The following is a 26,138-nucleotide window of genomic DNA, read 5'->3' as shown; positions in this document are numbered from 1 at the left end:
CACCGATTCCGTTCTTGAGTCAACGGGTACGGCGCAACCCGCCGCGACGACGGGCTGATCCGGTTCGGACACCGTCGGTCAGGACCCGCCCGGCAGGGTGTCGACCCCCGGCACCGCCGGCATGGCCTCGCGCTGGACGCCGGCGGCCTGCACATAGGACAGGTGACCCCCGAGCGCGCCGGAGATCCCGGTGACCGCGAGGCCCGCCAGGGTCAGCGCCACCGCCTGGCCTCGTCGGCCCGCGCGCCGCGCCGCCATCGACGCGACCAGTGCGGTCATCGCGACGCTGTTGCTGCCCGCGTGCACCAGCGCGACCCGGCGCTGCGGGACGTCGAGGGTCGTGTACTCCGCGAGCCCCGCGACGGCCGCGGGCACCGCGGCGGCGAGCCCGAGGGCGATGAGCGTCTGGGCCGCCTCGGGCTGATCGGTCAGATCGAGGACCGGCGCCGCGGTCCACGCGCCGATCGGCACGGTGACCAGCACCGGGTGGATCGGGTGCCCCAGCCACGATCCGCGCAGCACGTTGCCCGGTCCGCCGCTCAACGCCGGCCCCAGCACGCGGGCGGTCATCGCGGCGACGCCGTCGAGGGCAGACACCTTCTCGACGGCCTCGAGGGCGCGTCGGATCGGTGAGCGGGTCTCGCTGAACGCGTTGTCGTGGGACATGCCCACCGACGTACCCGGGGTCGTCCTGGATCAAACCCAGATGACCCCGTCGGGGTCGCGGGGCGTGTCACCGCATCAGGTGAACGACGCCCGGAACGAGGCGAAGCCCTGCAGGCAGTTGTTGGTCAGCGGCTGCGGATCGGACACCTCGATGGCGGTGACGCGCGTGATCATGACCTCGAGCAGTGTCTGCATCTCGAGCTTCGACAGCTGCATGCCGACGCAGGTGTGCATCCCGTGACCCCACCCGAGATTGCTCCCCCTGCGGTGCAGCGAGAACGTCTCGGGTCGGTCGAAATGCCGCTCGTCGCCGTTGGCCGCGGCGTAGAGCAGGACGACGCGCTCACCGGCGGGGAGACGGACCCCACCGATCTCGGTGTCGTGGGCCACCGTCCGGGTGAAGCCGCGGATCGGTGAGGCCATACGCACGGCCTCCACCACCGCGGTCGGGATCAGCTCCGGTTCGGCGCGCAGCTGGGCGTAGAGCTGCGGGTCGCGGCCGAGGCTCCACAGCAGCTGTCCGGTCGCGAGGATGGTGGTGTCGAGGCTCGGGGCGACGAAGTCGATGACCATGGTGCGCGCCTCGGACCGGGTGAGCTCCCCGCGATCGGCCGCGTCGAAGACCGTTGCCGCCCAGCCGTCGGGTGTGACCTGGGAGCGACGCAGCCGCATCGAGTAGAGGTACAGCCCGAGTGCCGTGGCTGTGGCGTCGAGCGTCCGCCGGTTCAGCGGTCCGAGGATGTCGAAGGTGCTCGCACCCCACGTGAGGAGCTGATCGTGGTCGACCCGCACGCCGACGAGGTCGGCCACGGCAGAGATCGGCAGTCGCGACGCGAAATCGGCGATGCCGTCGAAGGACTCCCGATGCAGCAGTCGGGTCACGGTGGCCTCGGCCTCGTCGCGCAGCACCGGCAATGACGGCCGTATCGCGCGGGACATCAACGACTGCATGAGGACTCGACGTCGGGTCGAGTGGGTCTCGTCGTCGCTGGAGAGCACCGTCTTGCGGCCCAGGAGGTTGGCGACCGGGTTGGCGGCGACGCCGCGTCCGCTGCGGAAGGTCGTGTCGTCGCGCAGAGCGCTGCGCACGTCGTCGAATCGACCCATCGCCCACACCCGGTGGCGCGGCAACCAGACCACCGGACCGGCGTCGCGGATACGTCGGTACACCGGGTGCGGGTCGACCAGCGCCGACCGGGCGTACAAGTCCACATCGACCGACGGTGCGGCGCGACGCGCGGTGCGCCTCGACACCGTCGCCGTCCCGGCGGTCACGTGAACGCCTCGGTGGGCCGCGTTGCCGGGGAACGCATCTCGTGCAGCATGACGAGGAGGTCGTCGATGCCGTCGGGGTCGGTGGCGGTCGCGGCGACCACGCGGTCGGGACGCACCAGCACCGCGGTCGCGTGATGTCGACGCAGCCATCGCGCCGGTGACGCGACACCCGCAGGTTGGGTGGCGAGGCGATCGGCGTCGACGTGCACCGCCCCGGAGTCCGCGACGCGATCGGCGAGGGTCGCCGGGACGTGGCCGCGCGTTACCAGCGCCCACCGTGGCCCGATCAGCTCGTCGAGCCGCGCGGCGTCGGAGGCGAATCCGACGGTCGGCTGCGGCAGTGCCGAGCCGTTCACCCGGCGCCGCAGCACCCGCCGCAGCAACGGCGTCGGCATGACGAGCGGTCCCGGCCGCAGCGGCGGCATGCCCACGGTCGGCATCACCGCGGCGAATCCCGGGATCCGACACACGGCGGCCATCCCGAGGCGGCGCACCCCGGCGAAGCGATCCTGCCCACCGGTCAACGCCATCCCCACCGCCAACGCCATCCGGATCACCGCGATCGCGTGGGGACGCCGCTCCACCTCGTAGGTGTCGAGCAGGTCGCCGCGCGCAGTCCCGTCGAGCACGTCGGCGAGCTTCCACGTCAGGTTCGCCACGTCGCGCAGTCCCGAGCCGAGCCCCTGACCGACGAACGGCGGGGTCTGGTGCGCGGCGTCGCCGGCGAGGAAGATGCCGCCGGAGCGCCAGCGGTCGGCGACCCGCGCACCGAAGGTGTAGAACGCCCGGCGAAGGATCTCCGACTCGTCGATCTCGGCGGCGGACATCCACGGCGACAACAGCTCCCGCAGACCGTCGACCGACACCAGGGCGTCGAGGTCGTCGGTGTCGTGGACCCGGAACTCCCAGCGATAACGGCTACCCGTGACCGGCATGAAGGTGGCGGCCCGGGCCGGGTCGCAGATCTGGTGCACCCCGTCCCAGACGTCGAGCGGGCGTGGGGTGTTCACGTCGATCACGAGCCACTTCTCGGCGAATCGCAGATCGGTCGAGGTGATCCCGAGCGCGGTGCGCACGAGGCTGTTCGCGCCGTCGCAGGCGATGACGGCCGCACCGGCCACGGACATCGCGACCCCGTCGGCGTCGGTGTAGTGGACCGCCGGTGTCGGACCCTCGACCACGTCGACCACCTCGCAGCCGCGACGCAGGTCGACGAGCGGCTCACGCTCGGCCGCCTCGTGCAGGATCTGCTCGAGGTCGGGTTGGTCGAACATGCTGTCCGGCGGGAAGCCCTGGGGGCCGTCGGCGGTGTCACGCCCGAACTCGGCCATCACGCGACGTCGTCGGTCGACGAGTCGCATCCCGGGCATCGGTCTGCTCACGGCACGGAACGACTCGTCGACCCCCGCGGCCTGCAGGATCCGGAACACGTCGTCGTCGAGGTGCACGGCCCGCGGCAACGCGTAGGGCTCCGGGTGCCGTTCCAGGACGACCGTCGCGACACCGCGTCGGGCGAGCAGCAGGGCCGCGGTCACCCCGACCGGGCCGGCACCGACGACGACCACCGTCGTCGGCACTCGCAGGCCCGTCATGCGTACCGCACCGTGCACCGTTGCCTGCCCAGGTCGATCGACCCGTCGTCGGTCGCGATGCGCACCTCGACGACGTCGCCGTCGCGCAGGTACTTCGGGTTCGACGCCTGCCGGGCGAAGAACTGCTTCCACTTCACGTGCGGCGGGATCAACGCCCCGATCATCTCGATGGGCTTGGGCGGCGCCGACAGGGCGGTGCCGCCGGGCGTCCCGGTGAGCAGGACGTCACCGGGGGCGAGTCGCTGGAAACCGGCGAGCACGTTGAGCGCGCTGACCGGGTCGACGATCATGTCGCCGCCGACGTGGCCGTCCTGCCTGCGCTCGCCGTTGACCCAGAGCTGCAGCCGCAACTGGTCGAAGCGACGCCACTCCTCGTGGTCGAGCAGCACCAGCCGCGGACCGATGGGGGTGAACGTGGGGTACGACTTCGCCTCGTAGAACTGGGTCTTGGGCAGCTGGACGTCGCGGGCGCTGACGTCGTTGGTGATCACGACACCGGCGATGACATCACCGAGGTCGTCCGCGGTCACCGTCGCGCCGACCGTCAACTCGCCTCCGGCGACGAGTCCGATCTCGACCTCGTAGTCGAGAAGGCGGACGTGTGTGGGCTTCACGATGTCGTCGAAGGGGCCGACGACCGATCCCGACGCCTTCCGGAAGAACGTGGCCTGCACCCGACCCGGGTCGATGTTGGAGTCGCGGGCGTGACTGGCGTAGTTGACCATCTGCGCCACCACCCGACACGGCGTGGTGATCGGCGAGATCAGCTCGAGGTCGCCGATCGCGGTGCCCTGCGTCCCTTCGGCCGCGGCGGCCTCGGCGACGGCGGCCGTGTCGGCGAGGAGGTCACCGGTGGTGACCGCGTCGGTGTCGATCGCGACGGCGGTGTCGTCGGCACGCAGCAGCCACCAGCGGTCGGCGGTTCGAAGGATGGTCGTCGTCATGAGCGGGCTACTTTCAGGAGGCCGATGAGGCGATGGATGTCGAACTCGTTGGTGTCGCGCAGGCCGGCGAGGATCCCGCGGACCACGTCGGGGTCGGGGTTGGCGCCGAGGAAGTCGCGGGTGACCGGCGGGCCCCACTGCGACAGGCCGCTGGCGGTCATGGCCGCCCAGCCCGCGGTGACGCTGTTGTCGAAGACGTCGCCGTCGGCGTAGTGCTCGACCATGAACTTGTCGGGGTCGCGCCAGTAGTCGAAGATCTGGCTGCCCTGGATGTGACGTCCCATCCCCCACGCGTGGTGGTACCCGCGGTCGGCGAGGTACGCACCGCCCGCGGCGACGGCGTCGAGATCGGCGACCTGATAGGCGCTGTGCACGTAGCGCGCTCGCGGTCCGAGCGTCATGGCCAGGGTGTGGTGATCGGCGGCGTCGGCGCCCCGATCGCAGCGCATGAACGCCATCGTCGGTCCGCGGTCACGCTGGCCGGGGAAGAACTGGAAGTCGCTCACGATGAACCCGAGCATCGACTGGTACCAGTGCAGTGCCTCACGGAAGCGGGGCGACTCGATCACCACATGCCCGAGGCGCTGCACCCGCGCCGGGGCCCGCGGCGGACGCTGGATCGCGTTGAACCGCGCCACCTTCCCGCCCGCGTTGATGGTGAGCGGTTCCTGATCCGGCAGTGACGGCAGGTCGACCATGTCGGCCACCACGCGCAGCGGTTGCCCGGACGGGTCGACGAGATCGACCACGTTGCCGCCGAGGTCGCCGAGCGGGTGCACGCGTGTCCCCGTCGCCTCGGCGAGGGTCGTCAGGTCGGCGGTGCTCTCGGCGCGATAGGCCGGACCGACGAAGCGGGATCGCCGTCCGCGGCGGATCAGCACGCACGGCGCGCCCGCCCACGTCCCCCGTAACTCGAGACGATCGGCCGTGCGGTTCGCCACCGCGAACCCGAAGTCGCGGGCGAATCGCTCCGCATCGGCGAGGTTCTGCTTCTCGAACTCCAACCAGGCGATGTCGGCGACCTTGATGACCGGTGACCGGTGACGGTCGTCGGGGTCACCGGGTCGAGCGCCGAACTCACTGTGCAGTTCGGCGTGCGCCGATGCCGCAGGGACGGTTCCTGTCAGCTGTGTCATGATCGTCTCCCATTCAACTGATGAAATCCTCACTTTTGATGGACAGCTCAGTCAAGTGCCTTCACACTTGGAATCATCGTCAGAAGTGAGGTGAGATCACCGGTGGACGCCACCCCCGACACCCCGGCCAACCGACTCGATCGGCGCAAGGCCCGCACGCGGGCGGCCTTGATCGACGCGGCCTGCCGGATCCTCGAGAGCCCCCGCGGGACCGACGCGAGCATCTCCGAGATCACCGAACTCGCCGACGTCGGACTCGGATCGTTCTACAACCACTTCGCCGGCAAGGCCGAGCTGTTCGACGCCGCCATCGCCACCACCCTCGACACCTACGGGCGGCTGTTCGATAGCGCCACCGAGGGCCTGACCGATCCCGCCGAGGTCTTCGCCGCGGGTGTCCGCATGACGTTGCGGCTCAATCGGTCCCACGCGCAGGTAGCGAGGACGATGGCGGGGGTCGGGATGAGCTACCTCGATCGCGACGACGGGCTCGCGCCCCGCGCCCTGCGTGATCTCGACGCCGCACGCGCCTGCGGACGATTCGACATCGACGACCTGTCCGCGGCGCTCGCGTGTACCGCCGGCTCCCTCCTGGGGTGCCTGCATCTGGTCACCCGCGATCCCGATCTCGACACCGACCGCATCGCCGACGAGCTCGCCGCGAACCTGCTGCGGATGTTCGGGCTGTCGAAGGCCGACGCCCAGGAGGTCGCGCACCGACCGCTGCGGACACCGACGCCCGAGCGGTCGTGAGAGGAGCGTCGCGCCGGGTCAGCCGTCGCCGCGCAGCGTGCGCTGGTAGCGCTGCATGCCCGAGATCCAGCGGTCGTAGTCCGACCCCTTGCGCTGGTACATCGTCAACACCTCGGGGTGCGGCAGGATCAGGAAACGCTCGTCGCGCAGGGCCTCGATGACCACCGCGGCGACGTCGTCGGGTTCCAGCACGGCGCCGGCACCGGTCACCGCGCTCGCGGCGACCGATCCACCCTCCCGATCGCCGGAGAAACCGGAGTTGAGCAACTCGGTGTTGACCCCCATCGGGCACAGGCAGCTCACCCCGACACCGGAGTCGCCGTAGGTGACGCGCAACCACTCGGCGAACCCGACCGCGGCGTGCTTGCTCACCGAGTAGGTCACCGACCCGATCTGCGTGAGCAGTCCCGCCGCCGATGCGGTCGACAGGAAGTACCCGCGTCCGCGTTCGACCCAACCGGGCACGAGGGCGCGTGCGGCGCGCACGTGTGCGAGGACGTTGACGTCGAGGGCGGTCTGCCAGGCGGCGTCGTCGGAGTCGAGTCCGAGGCCCGCGGTGGTGCCCGCGTTCGCGACGTAGAGGTCGACGGGTCCGAACTCGCGCTCGGCGGTGGCGACGAGTTCGGCGATCACGGCGTCGTCGGAGACGTCACCGGCGACCGACGCGGCGCGGTTCTGACCGGTGTCGGTGTTGATCTGCTCCGCCACGGCGGCGACCCGCTCTGCGTTCAGGTCGGCGACGACGACCGATCCGCCCTGGTCCACGATGGCCCGGGCGATCGCGGCGCCGATACCGGCGCCCCCTCCGGTGACGACTGCGACAGCGCCTGCGAGTTCCATCAGGCGATGCTAGCCATCACCGGATCTTGAAGATGACGGCGCGCTGCACCGCGAAGTTGATGACCGTCGCCGTGCCCTGGGCGACGACGTACGCCATGAGGCTGTAGATGAAGGTGTCCTCCCACGCGTGAGACAAGGCCGTGTAGATGCCGACCTGCACACCGAAGGTGACGAGGTAGAGCAGGGCGACGGCGACGAAGCGGGCGCGACTCGGCTCGGCGCGAAAGGTCCAGCGACGGTTGATGAGGTACGCGGTGGTCGTACCGCACAAGAAGCCGAAAGCCTTGGAAAGCCACGGCGGCAGACCGAAAACGAACTGCAACAAATAGGTGATCCCGTAGTCGAGGACCCCCGACCCGGCACCGGTGACGACGAACCGCACGAGCTGCGTCGTCAGCGGGACGTCGGTCGAGGCCTCCTGGTCGTCGAGCGGCAGCTCGATCGGCATCGGGGCGTGCGGGGTGCGGAACTCCTCGTGCGAGGGGTGCTCTCCGTGGGCGAGCTGGTCATCGGACACGCCGATCAGACTAAACCTCGTCGGTTCTCCGCCTCCGCGTCGATTCGCCGTCCGCGCCCGACCGACGAACTAGGGTCGGCGTCGTGAAGATCAGAGCCGCCGTCGTCGGCAGTGTCGTCGCCCTGTCCTCCGTCGCCGCGCTGCTCGTCGGCGCCTCGCCCGCGCTCGCCGACGAGCTGCCGCCGACCGGCGCGCCGAACTGGTCGGGGCTCGACGTGCGGGACTACACCGGCCCCGTCCCGACGCGCCCCGGCACGCTGATCGACCGGGTGCCGCTCGCACCCTCGCTTTCGATCCCCGGCGCCGGCACGGCGTCACGGATCCTCTACTCCACGATCGACCAGCACGACCGCGCCGCGGTGAGCACCGGCGCGGTGTTCCTCCCGAAGGGCACCGCGCCGCGCGGCGGGTGGCCGGTGTTGGCGTGGGCGCACGGCACCGTGGGCATCGGCGACGACTGCACCCCCTCGGCGCAGCCACGCGCACAACGCGACAGCGACTACCTGTCGCACTGGTTGAACCGCGGGTACGCGATCGTCGCCACCGACTACGCCGGACTCGGCACGCCGGGTCTGATGAGCTACCTCAACGGTGTCGCCGAGGCGCACTCGATCGTCGACTCCGTGAAAGCCCTCGAGCAGGCCGATCTCCCGACAGCCCCACGGTGGGCGATCATCGGGCAGTCGCAGGGAGCGGGTGCGGCGATGAACGCAGCGCGTCTGGCGACGTCGTTCACCCGCGGCACCGATCTCGACTACCGCGGCGTGGTGGCGACCGGCACCCCCGCGAACATCGAGTCGCTCATCCAGTTCGGCGGCCCCACCTTCCCGCCGTTCCCGCTGCCGACCGGGTTGACCACCTACACCACCTACATCCTCGCGGCGATCCGTGAGGCGCGCCCCGACCTGCGCATCGACTCGTTGCTCACCCCGCGGGGCCGCGCGGCGGCCGACCGCGCCGAGGTCAGCTGCTATCCGGAACTGCGGAAACAGTTGACCGGGGCCGACATCCGCACGTTCTTCCGCCGTCCGATCTCCTCGGTCCCCGACGCCTACGGTGTGCTGCACCGGTTCATCGGGACGCCCGACAGCGGGTACGACCGACCGATCTTCCTGGGCCAGGGGCTCACCGACACCGACGTCCCCGCGCCGTCGGCGCTGTCGTTGGCGGCGCAACTCACCGCGAACCGTCAGCCCGTCGAACTGCACGTCTACCCGACCGACCACTCCGGCACGGTCTACGCATCGGTGAAGGACTCGACGCCCTTCCTGGCCCGGATCCTGCGATGAGGCGCCTGCCCGTCATCGCGACGCTGGTGGCGGCGGTGGCAGCCCTGAGCGTGTCCACCGCGGCCGCGGTGCCGCCGCCGGGCACTCCCCTCACCCCCGAACCGGCGCCGATCTGGTCGGGCCTCGACGTGCGGGACTACTCCGGTCCGATCCCCGACCGCGACGGCGCGGTGATCGCCGAACGCCCCCTCGACCGACGGGTGACGTTGAGCGGTGCCGCGCAGGCCTATCGGGTGCTCTACTCCACCACCGACGCGCGCGGCCGACGAGCGGTCAGCACCGGCGCGGTGTTCGTCCCCCGCGGGCAGGCACCGGCGGGCGGGTGGCCCGTGATGGCCTGGGCGCACGGCACCGTCGGCATGGGCGACGACTGCGCACCCTCGGCACAGGTGCGCTCGGAATCCGACGCGACCTACCTGAACCACTGGCTCGCACGGGGTTACGTGATCACCGCGACCGACTACACCGGGATGGGGACCCCGGGACTGCTCGGCTACCTCAACGGCGTCGAGTCGGCCCACTCGGTCGCCGACTCGGTGCGCGCGGTCCACCAGCTGCCGATCCCCCTGTCTCGCAAGTGGGTTGCGGTGGGTCACTCCGAAGGCGCCGGCGCGGCACTGAACACCGCTCGGCGCGCCGACGAGTTCACCGCGGGCGCCGGCCTGGACTATCGCGGAGTCGTGGCGACCGGCGCACCGGCCAACATCGAATCGGCCCTCGTCCTCGGCGGCCCCCGGTTCCCTCCGGTGACGCTGCCGCGATCTCTGAACGGCTACGTGCTCTACATCCTGGCCGGGTTCCGCGACGCCCGACCCGACCTGCGCATCGACAGCCTGCTCACCCCGCTGGGACGTCGGCTCGCCGACATCGCCGGGATCACCTGCGGCATACAGCTTCGCCCGTACGCACGCGATCTCGACCTGCGCACGCTGTTCACGCGGCCGCTGTCGTCGATCCCGAACATCTACGGCGCGCTGCGGACGTACCTCGGCACCCCCGACAGCGGCTATCGCGAACCGATCTTCCTCGCCCAGGGACTGCTCGACGTCAACGTCCCGGCGCCGTCGGCGTTGTCGTTGGCCGCGCAGCTGACCGCGAACCGCCAGCCGCTCGAACTGCGGGTGTACCCGGGCGCCGATCACCCCGGCGTCCTCGTCGCCGCGCGCCCCGACGCCGACCGGTTCCTCGATCGCGTCATCGGGCGCTGAGGGTGTCGGGCACGGTGCCGACTCCCTCGGGGCGAATCACTCGGCGCGACTCCCGTGGGGCCGGCTCCCGTAGGTTGGGTTTCATCCGACCGCGAGGGAGTTCGATCCGATGAACCGTGAGACCGTCCGCTACGAGGTCACCGACGGTGTTCTCGTCCTCACCCTGACCCGACCCGAGAACCTCAACGCGTTCACGGTGCAGATGGCCGACGATCTCGAGGCCGCGTTCGACGAGGCGTCGGCCGATCCCGAGGTGGCCGCGATCGTGGTGACGGGCGAGGGCAAGGCCTTCTGCGCCGGGATGGACCTGAGCAGCGAGGGCAACGTCTTCGGGCTCGACGAGGATCTGCAGCCGACGCTCGCCGATCTGTACGACCGTTTCGAGGACCCCGCCATCGTCAGCGGCGTGCGCGACACCGGTGGTCGCGTGTCCCTCGCCATCTACCGCTGCCCGAAGCCGGTCATCGGCGCGATCAACGGTGCAGCCGTCGGCATCGGTGCCACGATGACGCTCCCCATGGATTTCCGACTGGCGTCGGAGAAAGCTCGCATCGGGTTCGTCTTCGGACGGCTCGGCATCGTGCTGGAGGCGTGTTCGAGCTGGTTCCTGCCGCGCGTGGTGGGGATGCAGAACGCCCTCGAACTGATCTACACCGCCGACATCGTCGACGCCGAGCGCGCGAAGGAACTGGGACTCGTGCGATCGGTACATCCGCCCGAGGAACTCCTCGACGCGGCGATCGCGTTGGCGCACAAGTTCGTCGACGGACGATCACCGGTCGCCACGGCCCTCATGCGCCACATGCTCTACCGCAACAGTGCGTTCGCGTCCCCGGTCGACGCCCACCGGGTGGACTCGCTGGCGATGTATTACACGTCCATCGCCGACGGCAAGGAAGGCGTCGCGGCGTTCCTGGAGAAGCGGCCGGCGCAGTTCACCTCGACGCTGCCCGCCGACCTCCCCGACTTCCTCGCCGAGACCGACTCCATCCGGTAGCGGCCCACCCCACGTCTGCTGACAACGTCCCCCTGACGGGTCGCCGACGGCAATATGCCCTCGGACGCCGCTCAGGGGGACGTTGTCGGCAGCGCGTCGTCAGTTGCGACGCAGCCCCAGCACCGACAGCAGCTGTGGGCGGCGCAGGATCATCGCGATCCACAGCGCCACACCGAAGTACACGGCGAACAGTGTCGTGCTCACCAGGGGCGCGTCGTCGTTCCAGTTCGCGGTGACCGCGCCGCCGAGGTAGGCGGTGATCCCGATCGCCCCGAGCACCGCGGTCCGCGGGACGGCCCACACCACGAGGCACAGGGCGAGCACGATGCCCATCACCGTCGCCTGGGTGGTGGTGAAGCCGAGCTTCTCGGTGCCCTCGACGACGGAGTCGGGCTGGACGAGCTTGCCGATCACGTCGAACAGGAGAAATGCCCCGAGCAGTGCGCTGAGCACCACCCCGACGGTGTGGGTGCGCGATCGGCGGGCCGCGGTGGTCGGGGCGGTGGCGGTGCTGGTGGTGGTGGTCATGAGAAGTCCTGTCGTGGTCGTGGTGGTGTCGGTGGTGTTGACCCTCGTCGCCGCGTGAACTCATCGGTTGTCGCCGGAACCGGTCCCCACCTGCACGTCGGCTTGTACCGTCGGTCCGGTGAGAGAGTCCCTGGAGTTCACCGACTCCCAACGCCACACGCTTCCCGTGTACCGGTGGGCGCCCGACGACGACCCCCGCGCGATCGTGATGATCGTCCACGGCATGGGCGAACACGTGCTCCGTTACGGCCATCTCGCCGCTGCCCTCACCGACGCCGGCGTCGCCGTCTACGGGTACGACCAGCGTGGCCACGGCGCCGGCATCGGTGACGGCGTGCCCGGCGAGATCGGTGAGTCGGGATGGGCCGCGCTCGTCGCCGACATCGCCGAGATGGCCCGGTGGATCCGGCAGCGCGAGCCCGGGCTGCCGATCGGCGTGTTCGCGCACAGCATGGGGTCGTTCGCGACCCAGCAGGTGCTCCCCGACCACAGCGACGCGTTCGATGCCGTCGCCCTTTCGGGCACAGCCGCTCTCGATGTCCTCGAACCCGCTCTCGACCTCGACACCCCCCTCGACCTGGCCGCCTTCAACGCACCCTTCGAGCCGAGAACCGGGTTCGAGTGGCTCAGCCGCGACGAGGCCGCGGTCGACGCCTACGTCGCGGATCCGTTGTGCGGCTTCGGACTCGACGGCGACGCGAGCCGCGCGATGTTCGTCGGGGCACGTCCGCTCACCGACCCCTCGGTGCTCGCCCGGATACGGACCGACCTGCCGCTGTACATCGCGGTCGGCGATCAGGACCCGGTCAACGGCGCACTGGCGTTGTTCACCCCGCTCGTCGACCGACTCGCTGCCGCGGGCGTGGCGGACGTGACCACCCACGTGTACCCCGGCGCCCGCCACGAGATCGTGAACGAGACCAACCGAGCCGAGGTCATCGGTGACCTCGTCGAGTGGTTGCGCGACAGGCTGATCCCGGAGGCGGACGCCTCGGCACACTGATCGCGGATCGGCGTCACCGGCCGGTCGGCTATACCTATGCTGAGCCGATGGACACCATCAACGGCATCCCGGCCCATCCGCTGTTCGTACATCTCACCGTGGTCGCGATCCCGCTGGCGGCGGTTCTCGGCATCCTCGCGGTGGTGTGGCCGGCGGCCCGACGCAAGATCGGCATCATCGCGCCGATCGTCGGTCTCGTCGCGGTGATCATGACGCCGCTGACCACGAGTGCCGGTGAGTCACTGGAGAAGAAGGTCGGCCCGAACGAGTACCTCGCCGATCACACCGAACTCGGCGACACGATGATCATCGTCGTCGCACCGCTGTTCGTGTTCATCGTCGTGTTCTGGGCCCTCACCAGCGACTGGGTCATGGGCAAGGTGGCGTCGCGGGTGTCGGTACCCGCTCGCGCGGTGACGATCTCTTCGATCGTCGCGGCGGTGATCGTCGTCGGCTTCGCCGTCGCCGCGATCGTGATGGTGTACCTCGTGGGCGAGAGCGGTGCCCGGTCGGTCTGGCTGGGGTAGCCCGGACGGTCCGCTCAGAGTCCGCGGGATTCCCGGCGGCGACGTTCGATCTCGGCGACCTGTCGCTGGTGCTCGGCCCGCTCACGGCACTGCTGCAGGAAGGCGGCGTCGGCCTCGGGATCAGCCGGCACGAAGCGACCTTTCCGGTCGTACTCGGGGAACGCGCTCACCACGGGATCGGTCCGTGTGCGACGGGGACGACGTCTCCGTCGCCGGCCGACGAGCAACCAGGCGAGCAGTCCGATGACGGGGAACGCCACCACGATCAGCAGCCACGCCCACTGCGGGAGCCCGCGGATGTAGACGGTGTCGCGACCGAGCACGTCGATCGCCCCGACCACCGCCAGCACGATGAGCAGCCCCGAGAGCAGCGCGGAGTACGGCAGGGCCGAGGTCCCGATCATCTCGACGTACGGCATGACACCTCCTCGAACCGGTCAGACGACGATCACTATCGCACAGGTGAACGGTCGGCGCGGAGGTCAGTGCCGACCCATGGCCCGCAGGGCGTCGGGGGTGAGCGAGGCGACGTCGGTGTGCCCGGAGAGTCCCAGCGTCAGGTCGAGTTCGGCGATGATGTTCGCGACGGCGTCGCGGGCGCCGTCGCGACCGTTGATCGCCAGGCCGTACATGTGAGGCCGCCCGATGCAGACGGCGTCGGCGCCGAGCGCGAGTGCCTTGAACGCGTCGGCGCCGGTGTAGACGCCGGAGTCGATGAGGACCTTCGCCCGCCCGTCCACGGCGGCCACCACGTCGGGCAGCGCGTGCAGGGAACTGATGGAGCCGTCGACCTGACGGCCACCATGATTCGAGACGATGATGCCGTCGATCCCCATCTCCACCGCCGTGCGGGCGTCGTCGGGATGCAGGATGCCCTTCAACACCACCGGCAGCGACGTCCGCTTCTGCAACCCCGCGATGTCCTCCCAGGTGAGCGACGGCCGCGAGTAGATGTCGAGGAAGGTCTGCACCGACTGCTTCGGCACCGGCGACGTCAGGTTCTTCAGGAAGGGTCCGGGCAGGTGGCGGGCCATCGAGAACAGGGCCGACACCGCCGCACGGGTGATCTCGACCTTGGGTCCGGCGTCGCCCGAAGGATTCGCGATGCGCTCGGCGACGATGTCGCGGAACCGCGGGTCGGAGGTGTACTGCGCGATGCCCTCGGCGCGCGCGAACGGCAACGACCCGATGTTCAGATCCTGCGGCCGCCACCCCAGCATCGTGGTGTCGAGCGTGACCACGATGGCCTCGGCACCCATCGCCTCGGCGCGACGCACGAGGGACTCGACGAGCGCGTCGTCGGTCGACCAGTAGAGCTGGAACCAGCGGGGGGCGCCCGGCGTGATCGCCTCCATCGCGGTCGCGGTGTCCTCCATCGGCGAGCAGCCCTGGTTCGAGAAGATGTACGGGACACCGAGTTCTGCTGCGGCCGAGCCGATGTGGATGTCGGAATCGGAGTGGGCGAGTTCGCCGGCGCCCACCGGCGAGAACAGCACCGGGGCGGGCAGGGTGGTGCCGAACAGGTCGATCGACAGGTCGCGCCGCGAGACGTCGCGCAGGACGCGGGGCACGATCGCCCAGTCGTCGAACGCGGCACGGTTGGCGCGCATCGTCGCACCCTCGCCCGCTCCGCCCCCGATGTAGGCCCACGCGCGCGGCCCCATCGCCCTCTTCGCGCGACGTTCCAGTTCGGCGAAATCAGCCGGTACGGAGGGGGTGTGGCCGAACACACCTGCCGAGTAGATGGCGTTCTGGCGGGCGCGTCCCGGCGACGGCGGCGTCGCGGTCGGCCGGTCGATCTGGTCGGTCATGATCTCCCTTTCACGGCGTCGGCCACGCTCTGTAGCCGGGCCACGTACTCGTCGCGGGCGTGCCGATCGGCATGCGACAGGTTGTCGTTCGTCTCGTACATGCCTGCGGCGCCGTCGATCTCCTCGCGGAGGATGTCCATCTGTCCGACGTGCCGCGCGGTCTCGGTGATCATGTGCACCAGCACGAGACCGAGAGTGACGTCGCGCTTCCCCGGCGGCCACCACGGCACCGTCCCGGTGGTCGTCAGCGTCGACGCGTCGAAGGTCTCCTGCGCGTGCGCCCACGACTGCCGGTACAGCGCGACGATGTCGTCGACGGATTCATCGGCGGTGGCCCACATGTCCGCGTTGTCGTCGCTGTCCCGCCACGGTGTGGCGATGTCCGTGGGGCGGCCGAAGGTGTCACCGAAATAGTCGAACTCGACCCCGGCGAGGTGCTTGACGAGACCCAGCAGGTTCGTACCCGTCGGCGTCAGTGGACGACGCAGGTCGTACTCGTCGACGCCTTCGAGCTTCCACAGCGCCGCGTCACGCAGGAGTTGCAGGCGGGCCCGCAGCTGGTCGGCGAGCACGGTCAGGGCATCGGCGCTCATGACTGCGAGCCTAATCGCGCGTCCACGGCGGCGGGCTGCCTAGGGTTGGGCGGGTGAAGACGGTGTCGCGACCGCGATCGACCCTGATCGGGTGCCTGCTGAGTGCGGCATCGGGCGCCGTCGACGTCGTCGTGTTCACCGGTCTCGGACACGTCTTCGCGAGCGTGATCACCGGGAACGTGGTCGTGATCGGTGTCGGTCTCGGTTCGGGTGACCTCACGGTGATGTCGCACGCGGCGGTCGCCGTCGTCGCCTACGCGGTCGGGGTGGCGTCGGCGGCGGGATTCACGCGGTCGACCAGGTCCGCCACGCGCCGTCTGGTGTGGCTGTACACGGTCGAGCTCGTGGCGCTGGCCTGCGTGGCCGCGCTGTGGATCGCCGCGGACGCTCATCCGGGCGGCGCGTCGAGATATGTGGCGTTGATCCTCGCCGCGGGCGCGATGGGGGTGCAGACCCGCGCGTTCGCGCTCGTCGGTGTGCCGGGGCTGTCGAGCACGTACTTCACCGGCACCCTCACCGGACTGCTCACCGATCTCGTCGTCGACGGTCATCTCCGCCGCTCGGCCGCGATCGGGTTGGTGTCGCTTCTCGCCGGCGCGTCGGCCTCGGGTGCGCTGGTGTCGCACCTGGCCGTCGCCGCACCGCTGCTGCCCCTGGCCCTCGTCGCCGCGGTCCTGATCCTCACCCTCTCCCGACCCCGTCGACCGGGCACGTAAACGCATCGATCGGGCAGTTGTTCGCATCGAGCGTGCAGACGTGTGCAGGACGGCGAGCTTGTGCCCGATGGGTGCGACCACCTGCCCGATCGACGCGGACAAGTGCACGGTCGACGCGATCATGTGCACGATCGATGGGCACGGTCGACTGTGGGTCAGAGGAGGCCGCGTTCGTAGGCGACGCGGACCGCGGCGGCGCGGTCACGCACGCCGAGCTTCGAATAGATGTGCAACAGATGGGTTTTGACTGTCGCCTCGCTGATCACCAGCCCCTGCGCGACCGTGCGGTTGGTCCCTCCACCGGCGATGCGCGCCAACACCTCGATCTCACGGTCGGTCAACTCCTCGTGGTGTCGTCGCGCCATCAGGCTCTGTGCGGCGCTGGGCGCCAACACGCTTCGTCCGGCCGCGGCGTCGACGACGGCCGCGATCAGTTCGTCGCGACCGAGAGCCTTGAGCAGATATCCGTCGGCGCCGGCGTCGATCGCGCCCGCGATGTCGCGGTCGGTGTCGAAGGTGGTCAGCACCAGGATCCGAGGTCGGTTGCGGTCGCGGCGGCGCAGCTCCGCGATCGCGGGCACGCCGTCACCGCCGGGCATCCGGAGGTCCATCAGCACGACGTCGGGGTCGAGATCGGCGACCTGCGCGACCGCCTCGGGCCCCGAGGACGCCGCACCGACGACCTCGATCCGCTCGTCGCCGGCGAGCATGCCGGTCACGCCGTCGCGCACGATCGGGTGGTCGTCGGCGATCACCAGTCGAATGGTCACGCGGGTACCACCGCGCTGACCAGGCACCCCTCGCCGATCTTGGTGGCGATGTCGACCGTGCCACCCGACGACGACACCCGCTCGCGCATGCCACGCAGTCCGTTGCCCTCACGGATCCGTCGCGGGTCGAAGCCGTCGCCGTCGTCCTTGATGTCGAGCAGAACGCCCTCCTCGACGTAGGACAGGCTGACATCGACGACCTGCGCGTGCGCGTGCCTCGACACGTTCGACAACGCCTCCTGGCAGATCCGCAGGAGGTCCTGATCGGCGTCGGTGGGGACGGGGTCCCCGGCGATCTCGACGTGCGCGGCGAGCCGGTGCACCGTCGCCCACGCGTTCACCAGTTCGGTCACCGCGACGGGCAGCGGTTGCGCGTCGAGCATCGGCGACCGCAGTGCGTACACGGCACGTCGGGCCTCGCCGAGCCCGGAGCGGGCGAGATCCTTCGCGGTGTCGACCCGGGCCTCCCAGTCGGTGCCGTCGATGGCCTCGAGCTGACTCACGATGGCGACGAGGTCCTGGGCGACGGTGTCGTGGATCTCCCGCGACAGTCGGGCGCGTTCCTCGAGGACACCCTGTTCCCGTGCCCGGAGCAGGAGTTGTTCCTGCAGTACAACATTGCGCTTCTGCGCCTGCTCGAGCTCGTGCACCGCCTCCTCGCGGCGGGCGACCTCCTCGTCGCGACGCGACCCCACCCAGCTGAACAGGACGACCAGCCCGGTGTTGATCAGCACGAGAACACAGAACGCCGGCCACGACCGCCCGAGCTGATCGAACCCACCGATCTGCGACACCGCCGCCAGCACGGCGTTCGCGCCCATCGCGATCCAGAGACCGGCGCCGGTGAACATCATCAAAGCGGTGAGGTACCCCATGAACGCGTAGATGCCGTAGAACGGGCTCAGGTAGATCAGCGACGCGGTGAGCGCGAGCTGCGCGACCACGATCACCACGCGCATCGGGCCCGACACCGTCGCGCGTCGCACCCACGCACACTGCAGCGCGAAGGCCACTGCCGACAGGACGATCAGGGCGACGAAGGAATCGGTGTCGCCGGGCAGTCCGACGAGCGCACTGATCGCGAGCGACGCGAGGATGAGCCCACCGGGGATCACCGTCAGCCAGACCGGCGCGATGTCGAACCGCTGCCAGTTCAGGGGCTCCGGTGTGCGCTGCTGGGCACGCATGGGCTGATCCTGCCACGCCGTGGGCCCCGACACCCCGGAGCTCACTCCCACCGGAAGACCCGCACCGACACCGCCGCCAGGACGACGGTCCACGCCGCGAGGACCCCGAGATGCGCCAGGCTCGGCCACCCACCGTCGATGGCACTGGTCAGCGCACCGACCGCCGACCCGCTGGGCGTCCCGTCGGAGATCCCCCGTAGCCAGCCCGGCATCGACGCACGCGGTATCCACAGTCCGGCGAAGAACTGCAGCGCGAAGAACAGCACGGTGCCCACGGCCGCCGCGATCTTGTTGCTGCGGAATGCACTCGCGAGCATCATCCCGATCGACAGCATGGCCGCTACGGCGAAGGCGAGGGCGATCACGAACCCGATCCCGTTGCGCGGCAGCGGCGCGCCGAACGCGGCAGGGACGGCCACTATCGCCGCGACCACGACGACCTCGACGACGAGACACAGGATCACCTGCGCCGCCAGCAGCGCCGCCGGTGACGCCGGTGTGGTCCGCAGGCGCCGCAGGATCCCCATCTCCCGGTAGCGCGTGAGCACGTCGGGCAGGATCTGCACGCTCAGCAGCACCGCCGAGAACATCACCAGGATCGGCTGATAGGCGGTGAACCAGCTCGACCCGTCGAGGCCGGCGACCGGTCGGGTGGTGGCGGGGATGGCCCCCAGGACGATCGACGCGATCAGCGGTAGGGCGGCGACCCACGCCACCAGCGCCGGGTTGCGGGCCATGAGGCGCGCCTCGGAGCGGAGGATGCCGGACAGCCCATGGGGCAGTGCGACTCCGGATGTTCGTGACGAGAGCGTGGTGGTCATGACCGCAGTTCCTTTCCGTGGGTGACGAGCGAGACGAAAGCGTCGTCGAGGGTGGGTTGGTCGACGCGGAGGTGCCCGGCGGACACCCCCTGCGTGCGCAGCGCGGCGAGGACGTCGGCGACCATCTCGGCGTCGCCGGTGACGTGCACCACCTCGCCACGGGTCTCGGTGTCGGACACCGAGGTCAGCGAGCGGATCGGGGCGAGATCGATGGGCGCGGACGGCACGAAGGTCATCACCTGCGCTCCGCCCACACGGTCGGCGAGTTCGGCCGGCGTCCCGAGGGCGACGACCCGTCCGCGGTCGATGACGGCGACCCGATCGCACAGGCGCTGAGCCTCTTCCATGAAATGCGACACCAGCAACAGCGTGACGCCGGTGGACCGCAGGTCCTCGAGCAGCCCCCACACCTCCCGTCGCGCCTGCGGGTCGAGGCCGGTGGTGAGTTCGTCGAGGATCGCGACGCGGGGACGACCGACGAGCGCGAGCGCCACCGACAGTCGCTGCTTCTGCCCGCCGGACAGACGGGAGAACGCGACGTCGCGGTGCGGCCCCAGCCCGAGCCGTTCGCCGAGCTCGCCGATGTCGAAGGGGTTGCGGTAGAAGCTCGCGTAGAGCGCGAGCGCCTCGCCGACACGAATCTTGTCCGGCAGCAACGACTCCTGCAGTTGGATCCCCACCACTTCGCGGAGTTCGGGTGACTCGTCGGCCGGGTCGTGTCCGGCCACCTCCACGACCCCGCCGTCGCGGGCGCGCAGCCCACCGATGCACTCGACGCTCGTCGTCTTGCCCGCGCCGTTGGGGCCGAGAATCCCGAAGATCTCGCCCTCGGCCACCTCGAATCCGACATCGACGACGCCGCGACCACCGGGGTAGCCCTTGCTCAGATGTTCCACTCGGATGATTGCCATGTGATCAGCGTCGCCGCGAGAACGGTTCGCGGCATCGACCGTCCGGTTACACCACGATCCACCGATCGGTGGATCCGTCTACCGGCCGCGACCAGGATGGCGGATCGCGTCTTCACGGCACCACAGCGTGTTCGGTGTGTGCGTTACGCTTTCCCCACGACAGGCCTCGGGGGGCGGTGCCGCGGTGGTGGGGGGAACTACCAGCGCGATCAGCACTTCTCATGCGATGTGACATTTCGATCCGACGTATCCACGGTCGGATCACCAGACGTGAGCAGGGTGTTCGTTGGCGCCGATCAGACGTGGGATCACCCACATACTCGACCACCCCTCGCGGGTGGCGCCGGTCTTCCAACCCATCGTGCGGCTCGACAGCCGTGACGTCATCGGGTTCGAGGCGTTGGCACGGTGGCCGGAGTCACCCGGAGTCAACCCGGTGGAGGCGTTCGACGTCGCCCGCGCCCGCGGTGAGGTGGCACGCCTCGACTGGTGGTGCCGGCGCCGCGCGTTCGAGACCGCCGTGGTCGACGAGATGGACCGCAGCCAGTACCTGTTCATGAACGTCGAACCGGACACCCTGGCCTCGCCGCCGCCGTGGCAGGACGACCGGTTGCTCGCCGATGTCGCCGAGTCGGGTATCCAGATCGTCCTCGAACTCACCGAGCGCACCCTGCTCAGCGATCCGTCGAGCGTTCTGCGCACGGTCGAGCAGTCGCGGCGGTCGGGATACGGCATCGCGCTCGACGACGTCGGTGCGCGGGTCGACGGCCTCGCCCTGCTCGATGTCATCGCCCCCGACGTGGTGAAGTTCGACCGCGGGCTCACCCACATGGACGAGTCGACCATCGAGATCGCGCTGGCGATCACCATCGCCGGCGAGTACGCCCGCCGCCACGACGTCGCGATCATCGCCGAGGGGGTCGAGACCACCGCCCACGAGCGGTGCGCCGAGCAACTGGGCGCGACCCTCGGCCAGGGATTCCGGTACGGCCGCCCCGGCCCACTGTCGGATGTCGCGCCTCTGGTGGGACCGCGACCCCGCCTGGTCGACCCGACGCGCGGACGCGTCGATCCGCTGCGCGCGATCTCCGACCGGGTGCCCACGGCGGTCGGTTCTCTGGCCGATGTGTTGTCGATGTGCGATGCGGTCGAGACCGCAGCACTGGCCGAGACCACCCCCGGGTGTGTGGTCGCCTCCCTCCAGGGCGCACGTCACATCTCCGCGGAGATCGCCGCCCGGTACCGCGATCTCGCCCAGCGGCAACTGCTCGTCGGTCTCACCGGCCCGGGGCTCGGTCGCGCGCCGCAGCCGGGCGTACTGGGACCCATCACCCCGGACACCGCACCCGACGACACGTTCGCCGTCGCGGTGATCGCCGCCGGTCATGCCGTCGCCGTCATCGCGACCGCGATCGGTGGGCCGGGCTCGGGAGATTACCGCTGGTGCATCACGACCGACCGCACCGTGGTCGCCGAGATCGCGCGGTCGATCATCGTGGACCTCGCCCCGCGCTGAGACGTCTACAGCGACGCGAGCAGCGTCGCCCCGACGGCCAGCATCACGACGGCGACGAACGCGTCGAGGATCTGCCAGGCGCGCGGGCGGGTGAAGAGCGGCGCGAGCTTGCCCGCGGCGAAACCCAGGGCGCAGAACCACAGGATGCTGGCCGCGCACGCCCCGATCGCGAACGCCCACTTGCCGTTCGGACCGTGGCTGTTGGCGATCGCCCCGAGGGTCAGCACGGTGTCGAGGTAGACGTGCGGGTTGAGCCAGGTGAGGGCGAGGGCGGCACCGACGGCCGCCCACCTCGACCGGCTTCCGCCTCGTGAGGTGACCTCGTCGCTCGAGATGGCCGCCGGCGACAGACTGCGACGAGCTGCCATGAGTCCCAACACGATCACGTAGCCGGCGCCGAGCACGGTCGCCACCGTCACGATCCCCGGGTGCCCGGACACGACGGCGCCGAGTCCCACCACGCCGGCGAGGATCAGCACGAGATCGGACACGGCACACACCGCGACGATGGGGACGACGTGGGTCCGTGCGACGCCGTTGCGCAGCACCATGACGTTCTGCGGGCCGATCGCGATGATCAGTCCGGCGCCGGTGGCGAGACCGGTCAGCGCGATGGGCACGGGGTTCATGCCGACGACGTTAGGGCTCCGTCCGTCATCATTCCAGCGAATGTTTTTCACGAATCATTAGAATCGCTTCATGATCAGCAGTGACGGACTCGCGACCCTTGCCGCGGTGGTGCGCGAGGGAACCTTCGACGCCGCCGCCCGCGCACTGCACGTGACGCCGTCCGCGGTCAGTCAGCGCATCAAGGCCCTTGAGTCCGACGTCGGGCGGGTGGTGGTGCGCCGCAGCAAACCCTGCGTCGCGACCACCGACGGCGAGGTGCTCCTACGGCTGGCCAAGCAGTGGGACCTGTTGACCTCCAGTGCCTTCGCGGAGCTGACCGGTGCCGTCGATCAGGAACCCGACGATCCGCGCGACCGCGCTCGGGTGCACCTGCCCATCGCCAGCAACGCCGATTCGCTGGCCATCTGGCTGCTCCCGGTGATCGTCGACATGCAGAACCGGTTCGACGTCGCCATCGAGGTGATGCGCGACGACGAGAGTCACAACACCGAGTACCTGCGGTCGGGACAGGTGCTCGGCGCCCTCACCTCGGATCCCACCCCCATCCGCGGGTGCACCGGGCGCCGCCTCGGTGCCACGCGCTACCTCCCCGTGGCGAGTGCCGAGTTCGCCGACCGGTGGTTCCCCGACGGGCTGAACGCCCGGGATCTCGCGCGGGCGCCCATGGTGGCGTTCGACCGTAAGGACACGATCATGGCTGCACTCATCCGTCGCCACACACGCACGCGACTGTCGCCACCGACCACCTACATCCCGGCGTCGACCGAGTACCACCGCGCCGTCGAACTCGGCGCCGGCTGGGGCACGGTGCCGCAGGCCCAGATCGCCGACGCCCTCGCCGACGGGTCGGTGGTGACTCTTTCCGATGACCATGTCGACATCGAGTTGTACTGGCAGTACTGGACGGTCAACTCACCGCTGATCGCCGAGCTGACCGACCTCGTGGTCGCGGCGAGTCGCGACTACCTCGTGTGACACCGTCGCGGAGTCACCGGAGGGGATGCGCGATCTCGTCGCGGTCGAGTCGCGCTGCGACGTAGGCGATCACGGCGACCGGGATCGGGATGACCGCGGCCAGGAGGAAGGTCGTGGTGAGACCGAGAGCGCCCGCGACCGGCGCGGCGAGCGCCATCGACACCGGCATGAAGGCGACCGAGACGAAGAAGTCCAGACTCGAGACACGGCCCAGCAGTTCCGGCGGCACCCGACGTTGCAGCAACGTGCCCCACAGCACCATCGGCGCGTCGAACGTGATGCCCATGACGAACGCGGCCACGACGAACATCACGACCCGGTCGGCGAACGCGAAGGCGATCAACGGCAACCCGCTGAGCCCCCACACCACGAACATGATCGTCAGGTAGCGACGCGGCATGGGTCGCGACGCCATGAACAGCGAACCCAGCGCACCGCCGACACCGAAGGCGGCCAACACCATGGCGTGCGATCCGGCGTCCCCGCCCGCGCGGTCCTTGATCGCGAACGGGACCAACACCTCGAGCGGACCCGCGGTCATCATCACCAGGATGAGTGCGAACAGCAGCGTCGCCGACAGCCACAGGGTGCGCCACATGTAGCCGAAGCCCTCGGCGATCTCGGCCACGGTGCGGCGCAGCGGATGCCGGTCGTCTGCCTCGCGGTCGACGGTCACACCATCGACCGGGACCGGTCGCATCCGGAGGTAGAAGACCGCCGACAGCGCGCTCGCGACCGCCGAGCCGAGAATGGCCGCCGGCGGTGCGGAGATGGCGATGAGCCCGCCCGCCAGCGCCGGCCCCGCGGCCTGGAAGACGACCGGACGCAGCGTCCCCTCGAACCCGTTGACCGCCAGCAGTTCCGCCGACGGCACCACGCGGGGCACCAACGCCGAGTACGCCGGGTAGTAGATGCCCGTGGTGACGCCACCGATCAGCCCGACGACCGCGAGCGCCCCGACGCCGAGGTTCCCGGTGACGCCGAGGAGTCCGACGCCGCCGATGGCGACGAGCTTGACCACCTCGAGCGCGATGAGGATGGTGCGCTGCGACATCCGGTCGGCCAGCACCCCGCCGAACAGGGTGGACACGACCATCCCGACCGCGGCCAGCGTGGTGATCGCCGACAGCGCACCGGGACCGCCGCCGAGGGCGATGACCTGCCAGACGACGCCGACGGTCCAGATGCCGTCGGCGAACGTCGCCAGCACCAGCCCCATCGCCAGCAACCGGTATTGGCGACGCGCCAACGGCACCAGAGCACGCGGCAACCGCGATCGCTCGGCGCCGGTCGACTTCTCCGCCACGCTCACGCCGTCCAGGATGCCCGTTTCGGGGGCTCTGTCGCCATGGAATTGTTGTCCGGCGCGCACCGAGACGGTTGCTCAGTCGCTCCGAGAGGTGGGTCTCCGCCGATCATGCGGCCGCGATCCTCGACCGGCGAGCACACCGCGCAGAGCGACGTCGGCGATGAGGTCGGCCTCGTCAGGACTCAGGGGCGCATGTCCGGAGACGAGACGAAAGATGATGGGACCGAACAGGACATCGTTGACGGCCTGGAAGTCCAGCGTGGGGTCCACATCTCCACGATCGAGACCCCGGCGCCACGTCGCGAGAACCACCTCACGGCGGTGGTCGAGAAACCGGGTACGCAGCAGATCCGCAGCCACCGGATCGGTGACCGCCGCCGCCAGCAACTCGGCGTAGATGCGGCCCTGTGCCGTCGCGTAGAACTCGGCGACCATCCGCATGTGGGCGCGCAGATCCCCCTCCGTGCTGCCTGTGTCGGGGGGCGCGACGGTGTCGGTCATGTGCGCAGCGAACGCCTCGACCGCGAGCGTCAATCTGTTGGGCCAGTGCTTGTACAGCGTCGTCTTGCTCGCTCCCGACCGTGCGCTCACGGCATCTGTCGTCGCCGCTGCCAACCCTCCCTCGGCCAAGAGGTCGGCCGTGGCGTCGAGTACGGCCTCGTGCACACGTCGCGACCGCGGACGGTCGAGCCGCGTCTGCGGCTGCCGCGGTGTGCCGCTCACGAGAACGCCGTGGCCGTCGCAACGGCGCGGGTCGCATCCAGATCGGCCGAGACGGCGACCATCTTGGCCTCCATCGCCGCCACCGCGTCGGCGCCGAGAGGCAGGCGCAACGGTGCGTCCGGCCGGCCTGCGACGTCGATGATCGCTGCCGCCGCCTTCGCCGGGTCACCCTGCTGAGTCCGGTTGCGCGCCACGGCGCCGTCTCTGGTGCGTCCCGCGGTGTCGGCGTAGTCGGCGATGACCTCACGTGCCGTGTCGAGCGAGCTCCCGTCGAGGAAATCGGTCCTGAACACCCCCGGTTCGACCAGGGTGACCGCGATCCCCAGAGGGGACACCTCGTTTCGTAGGGCCTCGCTGAAGCCCTCGACGGCGAACTTCGACGCGCCGTAGATGCCCCAACCGGCGCCAGGCTGGCTGAAACCCCCCATCGAACTCATCATGATCACGTGTCCGGAGCGCTGTCGGCGCAGCACCGGGAGTACCGCACGCGTCACCGTCAACACGCCGAAGACGTTGACGTCGAACAGAGCTCGGGCCTCGCCGTCGGTCACCTCCTCCACCGCACCGACCATGCCGCGGCCGGCGTTGTTCACCACGATGTCGATGCGTCCGAACCGTGCGACCGCCGACTCCACCGCCGCCTCGACCTGGGCCGTGTCGGTCACATCGAGCACCGCGGTCATCAGGCGATCAGCGGCCCCGGTGGCATCGACGTTGTCGACGATCTCCTCCGGGCGCCGCGCGCACGCGACCACAGCGTCACCACCATCCAGCGCTCGCCGCACGATCTCGAGGCCGAACCCTCGCGAAGCACCGGTCACCATCCACACCCGCATCGTGTTCCTTTCGTGGGTAAAAATGTACTGTACTTACAGTACACCTAGCCCGAAGCGGGCTGTGC

At 69.9% G+C, this 26,138-nt stretch carries 28 protein-coding genes; 9 read left to right on the top strand and 19 right to left on the bottom strand.

Annotated features, from left to right (window positions below; all coding sequences use genetic code 11):
- Nucleotides 1-78: 78 nt before the first annotated feature.
- The 5 genes from ACQ7HM_RS06755 to ACQ7HM_RS06735 all read right to left on the bottom strand — a co-directional run bounded on the left by ACQ7HM_RS06755 (nucleotide 79) and on the right by ACQ7HM_RS06735 (nucleotide 5,613).
- Entirely contained in the window at nucleotides 79-666 is a 588-nt protein-coding gene (locus ACQ7HM_RS06755; RefSeq protein ID WP_434215438.1) for a DUF2231 domain-containing protein, read from the bottom strand.
- 75 nt (nucleotides 667-741) lie between these two features.
- The gene (locus ACQ7HM_RS06750; RefSeq protein WP_434215437.1) at nucleotides 742-1,941 is read right to left on the bottom strand and encodes a cytochrome P450; all 1,200 of its coding nucleotides are present in this window, start codon (nucleotides 1,939-1,941) and stop codon (nucleotides 742-744) included.
- Nucleotides 1,938-3,533: a bifunctional 3-(3-hydroxy-phenyl)propionate/3-hydroxycinnamic acid hydroxylase gene (locus ACQ7HM_RS06745; RefSeq protein WP_434215436.1), complete on the bottom strand. Its 1,596-nt coding sequence runs from the start codon at nucleotides 3,531-3,533 to the stop codon at nucleotides 1,938-1,940. The genes ACQ7HM_RS06750 and ACQ7HM_RS06745 overlap by 4 nt, the downstream gene beginning before the upstream one ends.
- Complete coding sequence (locus ACQ7HM_RS06740; protein WP_434215435.1) at nucleotides 3,530-4,477, bottom strand: fumarylacetoacetate hydrolase family protein; 948 nt, start codon at nucleotides 4,475-4,477, stop codon at nucleotides 3,530-3,532. The genes ACQ7HM_RS06745 and ACQ7HM_RS06740 overlap by 4 nt, the downstream gene beginning before the upstream one ends.
- Nucleotides 4,474-5,613: a VOC family protein gene (locus ACQ7HM_RS06735; RefSeq protein WP_434215434.1), complete on the bottom strand. Its 1,140-nt coding sequence runs from the start codon at nucleotides 5,611-5,613 to the stop codon at nucleotides 4,474-4,476. The genes ACQ7HM_RS06740 and ACQ7HM_RS06735 overlap by 4 nt, the downstream gene beginning before the upstream one ends.
- A gap of 102 nt (nucleotides 5,614-5,715) precedes the next feature.
- Here ACQ7HM_RS06735 and ACQ7HM_RS06730 point away from each other — a divergent pair, with 102 nt between their 5' ends.
- Complete coding sequence (locus ACQ7HM_RS06730; protein ID WP_434215433.1) at nucleotides 5,716-6,366, top strand: TetR/AcrR family transcriptional regulator; 651 nt, start codon at nucleotides 5,716-5,718, stop codon at nucleotides 6,364-6,366.
- Nucleotides 6,367-6,384: 18 nt separating this feature from the next.
- Here ACQ7HM_RS06730 and ACQ7HM_RS06725 read toward each other — a convergent pair whose 3' ends face one another.
- Nucleotides 6,385-7,206, bottom strand: a complete 822-nt coding sequence (locus ACQ7HM_RS06725) for an SDR family oxidoreductase (RefSeq protein WP_434215432.1) — start codon at nucleotides 7,204-7,206, stop codon at nucleotides 6,385-6,387.
- 16 nt (nucleotides 7,207-7,222) lie between these two features.
- A complete protein-coding gene (locus ACQ7HM_RS06720; RefSeq protein ID WP_434215646.1) occupies nucleotides 7,223-7,654 on the bottom strand; it encodes a GtrA family protein in 432 nt (143 codons plus the stop codon).
- A 152-nt stretch (nucleotides 7,655-7,806) separates the two neighbouring features.
- Between ACQ7HM_RS06720 and ACQ7HM_RS06715 the strand changes: the two genes are divergently transcribed.
- From ACQ7HM_RS06715 to ACQ7HM_RS06705, 3 genes are all read left to right on the top strand, one after another.
- Nucleotides 7,807-9,012 (top strand): alpha/beta hydrolase family protein, encoded by a 1,206-nt coding sequence (locus tag ACQ7HM_RS06715; protein ID WP_434215431.1) that lies wholly within the window; start codon nucleotides 7,807-7,809, stop codon nucleotides 9,010-9,012.
- Nucleotides 9,009-10,220 carry an alpha/beta hydrolase family protein gene (locus ACQ7HM_RS06710; RefSeq protein WP_434215430.1) on the top strand — a complete coding sequence of 404 codons (1,212 nt, stop codon included), beginning with the start codon at nucleotides 9,009-9,011 and terminating at the stop codon, nucleotides 10,218-10,220. Before ACQ7HM_RS06715 ends, ACQ7HM_RS06710 begins: the two co-directional genes overlap by 4 nt.
- Before the next feature lie 109 nt (nucleotides 10,221-10,329).
- On the top strand, nucleotides 10,330-11,217 hold the full coding sequence (locus ACQ7HM_RS06705) for a crotonase/enoyl-CoA hydratase family protein (RefSeq protein WP_434215429.1): 888 nt from the start codon (nucleotides 10,330-10,332) through the stop codon (nucleotides 11,215-11,217).
- A gap of 99 nt (nucleotides 11,218-11,316) precedes the next feature.
- Here the strand turns inward: ACQ7HM_RS06705 and ACQ7HM_RS06700 are convergent, their stop codons facing one another.
- The gene (locus ACQ7HM_RS06700; protein ID WP_434215428.1) at nucleotides 11,317-11,745 is read right to left on the bottom strand and encodes a DoxX family protein; all 429 of its coding nucleotides are present in this window, start codon (nucleotides 11,743-11,745) and stop codon (nucleotides 11,317-11,319) included.
- A gap of 118 nt (nucleotides 11,746-11,863) precedes the next feature.
- Between ACQ7HM_RS06700 and ACQ7HM_RS06695 the strand changes: the two genes are divergently transcribed.
- Nucleotides 11,864-12,748, top strand: a complete 885-nt coding sequence (locus tag ACQ7HM_RS06695) for an alpha/beta fold hydrolase (protein WP_434215427.1) — start codon at nucleotides 11,864-11,866, stop codon at nucleotides 12,746-12,748.
- Nucleotides 12,749-12,795: 47 nt separating this feature from the next.
- Nucleotides 12,796-13,275 (top strand): DUF2231 domain-containing protein, encoded by a 480-nt coding sequence (locus tag ACQ7HM_RS06690; RefSeq protein ID WP_434215426.1) that lies wholly within the window; start codon nucleotides 12,796-12,798, stop codon nucleotides 13,273-13,275.
- Nucleotides 13,276-13,289: 14 nt separating this feature from the next.
- Here the strand turns inward: ACQ7HM_RS06690 and ACQ7HM_RS06685 are convergent, their stop codons facing one another.
- From ACQ7HM_RS06685 to ACQ7HM_RS06675, 3 genes are all read right to left on the bottom strand, one after another.
- Nucleotides 13,290-13,694 (bottom strand): PLD nuclease N-terminal domain-containing protein, encoded by a 405-nt coding sequence (locus ACQ7HM_RS06685; RefSeq protein WP_434215425.1) that lies wholly within the window; start codon nucleotides 13,692-13,694, stop codon nucleotides 13,290-13,292.
- 63 nt (nucleotides 13,695-13,757) lie between these two features.
- A complete protein-coding gene (locus ACQ7HM_RS06680; protein ID WP_434215424.1) occupies nucleotides 13,758-15,086 on the bottom strand; it encodes an alpha-hydroxy-acid oxidizing protein in 1,329 nt (442 codons plus the stop codon).
- Nucleotides 15,083-15,679: a DinB family protein gene (locus ACQ7HM_RS06675; RefSeq protein ID WP_434215423.1), complete on the bottom strand. Its 597-nt coding sequence runs from the start codon at nucleotides 15,677-15,679 to the stop codon at nucleotides 15,083-15,085. The genes ACQ7HM_RS06680 and ACQ7HM_RS06675 overlap by 4 nt, the downstream gene beginning before the upstream one ends.
- Before the next feature lie 53 nt (nucleotides 15,680-15,732).
- Here ACQ7HM_RS06675 and ACQ7HM_RS06670 point away from each other — a divergent pair, with 53 nt between their 5' ends.
- Nucleotides 15,733-16,395 carry a YoaK family protein gene (locus ACQ7HM_RS06670; protein ID WP_434215422.1) on the top strand — a complete coding sequence of 221 codons (663 nt, stop codon included), beginning with the start codon at nucleotides 15,733-15,735 and terminating at the stop codon, nucleotides 16,393-16,395.
- Between the two features lie 155 nt (nucleotides 16,396-16,550).
- On the opposite strand, the gene ACQ7HM_RS06665 is transcribed toward ACQ7HM_RS06670, so the two are convergent.
- From ACQ7HM_RS06665 to ACQ7HM_RS06650, 4 genes are read right to left on the bottom strand one after another with little or no spacing between them, the layout of a single operon-like run.
- The gene (locus tag ACQ7HM_RS06665; protein WP_434215421.1) at nucleotides 16,551-17,165 is read right to left on the bottom strand and encodes a response regulator; all 615 of its coding nucleotides are present in this window, start codon (nucleotides 17,163-17,165) and stop codon (nucleotides 16,551-16,553) included.
- Complete coding sequence (locus ACQ7HM_RS06660; RefSeq protein WP_434215420.1) at nucleotides 17,162-18,352, bottom strand: sensor histidine kinase; 1,191 nt, start codon at nucleotides 18,350-18,352, stop codon at nucleotides 17,162-17,164. Before ACQ7HM_RS06660 ends, ACQ7HM_RS06665 begins: the two co-directional genes overlap by 4 nt.
- A gap of 41 nt (nucleotides 18,353-18,393) precedes the next feature.
- Nucleotides 18,394-19,173, bottom strand: a complete 780-nt coding sequence (locus ACQ7HM_RS06655; protein WP_434215419.1) for an ABC transporter permease — start codon at nucleotides 19,171-19,173, stop codon at nucleotides 18,394-18,396.
- Complete coding sequence (locus ACQ7HM_RS06650; protein ID WP_434215418.1) at nucleotides 19,170-20,084, bottom strand: ABC transporter ATP-binding protein; 915 nt, start codon at nucleotides 20,082-20,084, stop codon at nucleotides 19,170-19,172. The genes ACQ7HM_RS06655 and ACQ7HM_RS06650 overlap by 4 nt, the downstream gene beginning before the upstream one ends.
- A gap of 337 nt (nucleotides 20,085-20,421) precedes the next feature.
- Here ACQ7HM_RS06650 and ACQ7HM_RS06645 point away from each other — a divergent pair, with 337 nt between their 5' ends.
- Nucleotides 20,422-21,600 carry a sensor domain-containing phosphodiesterase gene (locus ACQ7HM_RS06645; protein WP_434215417.1) on the top strand — a complete coding sequence of 393 codons (1,179 nt, stop codon included), beginning with the start codon at nucleotides 20,422-20,424 and terminating at the stop codon, nucleotides 21,598-21,600.
- Nucleotides 21,601-21,605: 5 nt separating this feature from the next.
- On the opposite strand, the gene ACQ7HM_RS06640 is transcribed toward ACQ7HM_RS06645, so the two are convergent.
- On the bottom strand, nucleotides 21,606-22,229 hold the full coding sequence (locus tag ACQ7HM_RS06640) for a LysE/ArgO family amino acid transporter (protein ID WP_434215416.1): 624 nt from the start codon (nucleotides 22,227-22,229) through the stop codon (nucleotides 21,606-21,608).
- Between the two features lie 70 nt (nucleotides 22,230-22,299).
- On the opposite strand from ACQ7HM_RS06640, the gene ACQ7HM_RS06635 reads away from it, so the two are divergent.
- Nucleotides 22,300-23,205, top strand: coding sequence for a LysR family transcriptional regulator ArgP (locus tag ACQ7HM_RS06635; RefSeq protein WP_434215415.1), 906 nt, complete (start codon nucleotides 22,300-22,302; stop codon nucleotides 23,203-23,205).
- Nucleotides 23,206-23,218: 13 nt separating this feature from the next.
- Here the strand turns inward: ACQ7HM_RS06635 and ACQ7HM_RS06630 are convergent, their stop codons facing one another.
- From ACQ7HM_RS06630 to ACQ7HM_RS06620, 3 genes are all read right to left on the bottom strand, one after another.
- Nucleotides 23,219-24,517 carry an MFS transporter gene (locus ACQ7HM_RS06630; RefSeq protein WP_434215414.1) on the bottom strand — a complete coding sequence of 433 codons (1,299 nt, stop codon included), beginning with the start codon at nucleotides 24,515-24,517 and terminating at the stop codon, nucleotides 23,219-23,221.
- A gap of 72 nt (nucleotides 24,518-24,589) precedes the next feature.
- Entirely contained in the window at nucleotides 24,590-25,237 is a 648-nt protein-coding gene (locus tag ACQ7HM_RS06625; protein WP_434215413.1) for a TetR/AcrR family transcriptional regulator, read from the bottom strand.
- Nucleotides 25,234-26,061 (bottom strand): SDR family NAD(P)-dependent oxidoreductase, encoded by an 828-nt coding sequence (locus ACQ7HM_RS06620; RefSeq protein WP_434215412.1) that lies wholly within the window; start codon nucleotides 26,059-26,061, stop codon nucleotides 25,234-25,236. Before ACQ7HM_RS06620 ends, ACQ7HM_RS06625 begins: the two co-directional genes overlap by 4 nt.
- Between the last annotated feature and the right edge of the window lie 77 nt (nucleotides 26,062-26,138).

Source organism: Williamsia sp. MIQD14, assembly GCF_051025635.1.
Taxonomy (GTDB): Bacteria; Actinomycetota; Actinomycetes; order Mycobacteriales; family Mycobacteriaceae; genus Williamsia_A.
This window is presented reverse-complemented; position numbering and strand designations above follow the sequence as displayed.

Coding starts and splice junctions, on each gene's coding strand:
- ACQ7HM_RS06685 (WP_434215425.1), bottom strand. CDS start 13,694: ATGCCGTACGTCGAGATGATCGGGACCTCGGCCCTGCCGTACTCCGCG.
- ACQ7HM_RS06640 (WP_434215416.1), bottom strand. CDS start 22,229: ATGAACCCCGTGCCCATCGCGCTGACCGGTCTCGCCACCGGCGCCGGA.
- ACQ7HM_RS06660 (WP_434215420.1), bottom strand. CDS start 18,352: ATGCGTGCCCAGCAGCGCACACCGGAGCCCCTGAACTGGCAGCGGTTC.
- ACQ7HM_RS06725 (WP_434215432.1), bottom strand. CDS start 7,206: ATGGAACTCGCAGGCGCTGTCGCAGTCGTCACCGGAGGGGGCGCCGGT.
- ACQ7HM_RS06655 (WP_434215419.1), bottom strand. CDS start 19,173: ATGACCACCACGCTCTCGTCACGAACATCCGGAGTCGCACTGCCCCAT.
- ACQ7HM_RS06635 (WP_434215415.1), top strand. CDS start 22,300: ATGATCAGCAGTGACGGACTCGCGACCCTTGCCGCGGTGGTGCGCGAG.
- ACQ7HM_RS06710 (WP_434215430.1), top strand. CDS start 9,009: ATGAGGCGCCTGCCCGTCATCGCGACGCTGGTGGCGGCGGTGGCAGCC.
- ACQ7HM_RS06740 (WP_434215435.1), bottom strand. CDS start 4,477: ATGACGACGACCATCCTTCGAACCGCCGACCGCTGGTGGCTGCTGCGT.
- ACQ7HM_RS06700 (WP_434215428.1), bottom strand. CDS start 11,745: ATGACCACCACCACCAGCACCGCCACCGCCCCGACCACCGCGGCCCGC.
- ACQ7HM_RS06680 (WP_434215424.1), bottom strand. CDS start 15,086: ATGACCGACCAGATCGACCGGCCGACCGCGACGCCGCCGTCGCCGGGA.
- ACQ7HM_RS06755 (WP_434215438.1), bottom strand. CDS start 666: ATGTCCCACGACAACGCGTTCAGCGAGACCCGCTCACCGATCCGACGC.
- ACQ7HM_RS06705 (WP_434215429.1), top strand. CDS start 10,330: ATGAACCGTGAGACCGTCCGCTACGAGGTCACCGACGGTGTTCTCGTC.
- ACQ7HM_RS06650 (WP_434215418.1), bottom strand. CDS start 20,084: ATGGCAATCATCCGAGTGGAACATCTGAGCAAGGGCTACCCCGGTGGT.
- ACQ7HM_RS06620 (WP_434215412.1), bottom strand. CDS start 26,061: ATGGTGACCGGTGCTTCGCGAGGGTTCGGCCTCGAGATCGTGCGGCGA.
- ACQ7HM_RS06745 (WP_434215436.1), bottom strand. CDS start 3,533: ATGACGGGCCTGCGAGTGCCGACGACGGTGGTCGTCGTCGGTGCCGGC.
- ACQ7HM_RS06735 (WP_434215434.1), bottom strand. CDS start 5,613: ATGACACAGCTGACAGGAACCGTCCCTGCGGCATCGGCGCACGCCGAA.
- ACQ7HM_RS06720 (WP_434215646.1), bottom strand. CDS start 7,654: ATGCCGATCGAGCTGCCGCTCGACGACCAGGAGGCCTCGACCGACGTC.
- ACQ7HM_RS06690 (WP_434215426.1), top strand. CDS start 12,796: ATGGACACCATCAACGGCATCCCGGCCCATCCGCTGTTCGTACATCTC.
- ACQ7HM_RS06675 (WP_434215423.1), bottom strand. CDS start 15,679: ATGAGCGCCGATGCCCTGACCGTGCTCGCCGACCAGCTGCGGGCCCGC.